The organism is Gordonia sp. (in: high G+C Gram-positive bacteria), from assembly GCF_049299075.1.
In the GTDB taxonomy this organism is placed as follows: Bacteria; Actinomycetota; Actinomycetes; order Mycobacteriales; family Mycobacteriaceae; genus Gordonia.
This window is the reverse complement of sequence record NZ_JBAQWU010000088.1, coordinates 1-3,154: the sequence shown is the minus strand read 5'-3', so window position 1 is coordinate 3,154 and position 3,154 is coordinate 1. Positions and strand designations below refer to the sequence as shown.

The window sequence follows — 3,154 nt, the reverse complement described above, 5'->3', positions numbered from 1 at the left end:
ACCGAGACGCTCGGTGGCACGAGCAGCTACCCGCGTCGCCGCCAGGGAGTTGCCGCCGGACTCGAAGAACGACGCTGTCACGCTCACGCGATCCACACCCAGCACCGCGGCAAACACGTCAGCTAAGTCCGATTCTGCTGCAGTCTCCGGGGCAACGTATTCCACCGCCTCGAGGACTGGAGTGGGAAGCTGACTCCGCGCCACCTTGCCTGCACTATTGAGAGGCAGCCCGGCCAGCACAACCCACTGGGTCGGCCGCATGTATTCGGGCAGCCGGTCGGCGAGAACGGCGTGGACCTTCCCGAGATCGACATCCGCCGGAGACACATAGCCAACGAGCTGTGCGCCCGCCGGGAGGTCCACGACGGCGGCAGCCGCCTGCATCACACCGGGGGCTGTGGCGATAACGGACTCGATCTCACCGAGCTCCATCCGCTGACCGCGCAACTTTACCTGAAAATCGGTCCGGCCCAGATACTCTAGCTCTCCGCCTTCGGTCCAACGCACCAAATCGCCGGTCCGGTAGAGTCGGCCACCCGGCGACCCAAACAGATCGGCGACGAACCGGTCAGCCGTCAACTCCGGTCGTGACGCGTAACCCCGCGCCAGCTGGATACCACCGAGGTACAACTCACCCGGCACACCGGGTGGCACCCACTGCAATCGAGCGTCGAGAACATGCACATCGGTACCGGGCACGGGCACCCCGATGGGTACCCGCTGCGCATTCCGCGACACCCGATGAGCGGTCACGTCGACGGCTGCCTCCGTCGGGCCATACAGATTAACGAGACCGATACCTGGGAGGGCTTCGATAATCCGGTTCGCGAGCGGTGCAGCAAGCGCCTCGCCTGAGGTGAACAGCAGCCTCAGCGAGTCGAACGAACCCACTCGCGGCCCCAAGGAATCGGCGAATGCCGCGAGCATAGAAGGCACAAAGTGAATGACGCTGATTCGCTCACTCTCGATCAGGTCAGCAATGTAGGCAGGGTCGCCGTGGCGGCCCGGCTCAGCGATGACGAGTCGGGCGCCGACAGCAGCCGGGAGAAACAGTTCCCACACGGAGACGTCGAAAGTGACGGGTGTCTTCTGGACGAAGACATCGCCAGCCCCGATCGCGTACCAATCCCTCATCCACTCGAGACGGTTGGCAATCGCCCGATGAGAAACCGTCACGCCCTTCGGCTGTCCGGTAGAACCGGACGTGAACAACGTGTAGGCGGCGTCCTCGGCCCGCGCCGGCCGAAGCCTGTCAATGTCCGTGATCACGGGCTCGGTCAATTCGACCGGTTCATCAGAATCCACCGCAATGGACTCCACCGATACAGACTCCTGCCAGTCACACCTATCGCCGGCCTTGACCAGTACGGTTGTCGCGCGCGATGTCATCAACATGTACGACGCCCTGTCGATCGGCGCGTCGATATCAATGGGCACGTACGCACCGCCCGCAGCAATCACCGCGTGTAGCGCGACCAGCAGTTCCACCGAACGTGGCATTGCGACCGCGACGCTGACATCTGGGCCGACCCCTTGAGCAATCAGCCGCCGGGCCAACGTGTTCACTCGAGCATCGAACTCTCGGTAACTGACGATCCTGTCACCGAAGACCAAAGCGACAGAATCCGCGCGATCTCCAGTGCCTGACTTCTCGTTCACGGAGTTTCCCAATTTCTCGGAGGTGTTACTCGTCATCGCTCAACCAACCCAATCAACGTCTGCCCATCCAGGACTGCTGCGCCACCGGTCGACCACTTCCTGATCTGCTCGCGCTCCGCGAGTGTCAGGAGCGGCGCCAGCGCTATCGCGTCGGTCGGAGACTGTGTCAGCGCGTCGAGGATCGTAATGAGTCGACCGCCCAAGATAGCTACGGCAGCTTGGTCAAAAAGATCTGTCGCATAGATGACGGATACGAGCCAGGAATCCGCACTCCGAATATTCACGGTGAACGACAAATCCACTTGAGCTGGCGTGATTGGCGTCGCAACCGGAGTCACCGTCAGACCGTCGACCGCCCCGACAACAGTTGATTCTGGACCGATGTGATTCACACTCAACATCACCTGAGCAAGCGGTGAAAATGCCTCCGATCGGGGCGGGTTGATTCTTTCGACGACTGATTCGAACGGAACATCTGCGTGCGCAAACGCTTCGAGATCTGTCCCACGAACTCGTTCGACGAGCTTCACGAAACTCTCACCAAGATCTATTCGGGACCGCAGAACCAGAGTATTTACGAACATGCCGACCAGAGCATCGAGCACAGACTGGCCGCGCCCCGCAATCGGAGTGGCGATGGTGATGTCGTCCGTCCCGGACAACCGCGCCAATAAGGTCGCCAGTCCCGCCTGGATCACCATCAACGGACTGGCACCACTCGTTCTGGCGACTTCCTCGATTCGACGGCCCACCGCTGCAGGCATGTCGAAGTCGTAGCGCGCACCGGAATGCGAAGCGATCAACGGTCGCGGCCTATCCATAGGCAGGTCCACAACCTCAGGGATGCCCGTCAGCGCCTGCGACCAGTACGTCAGTTGTCTTCCTGCTATCGACATTGGGTCGGCTGGATCGCCGAGTACCTCGTGCTGCCACAGCGCATAATCGGCGAACTGAATGGCTAGTGGCTCAAATTCCGGGGCCTCACCGCCAGCGCGCGCCCCGTACGCGGAAATCATGTCTCCGATCAGTGGAATCATGGATTGACCGTCCCCCACTATGTGATGGATGACGGCCAGCAATACCCACTCGCCCGGAGCCGAGGCCCACACGCGGATCCGGAAAGGTGGCCGCTGGACAACATCGAAGCCGCCTGCGGCTGCCTGGAACAACTCATCCTCGCGATCCACTACCTCCCAGTCCAAATTCGACTGTGCCCCGGTATGAACCTGCTGCACGGGGCGGCCATCTCGCTCAGGAAACGTCGTTCGGAGAATCTCGTGCCGCTCCACGACATCTCTCGCCGCCAAATACAACGCATCAATATCGAGATCACCGGACAAGCGGACTGCCACCGGAATGTTGTAAGCGGGCGATTCCGGGTCGAACTGGGTGAGGAACCACATCCGCTGCTGCGCAAACGACAACGGAACCCGGTCAGGACGCGGATCAGCAGCAACAATCGGCGCCAACGCTGGCGCCCGCCCGCCGGACAGTT

2 protein-coding genes are annotated in these 3,154 nt (G+C 61.5%); both read right to left on the bottom strand.

Going from position 1 to position 3,154, the window contains the following annotated elements:
- The coding region (locus tag WAW85_RS02975; RefSeq protein ID WP_422558169.1) for an amino acid adenylation domain-containing protein at positions 1-1,659 on the bottom strand (1,659 nt) is incomplete at its 3' end.
- 32 nt (positions 1,660-1,691) lie between these two features.
- Positions 1,692-3,154, bottom strand: a 1,463-nt coding sequence (locus tag WAW85_RS02970; protein ID WP_422558168.1) for a condensation domain-containing protein, incomplete at its 5' end; no start/stop codon positions are given.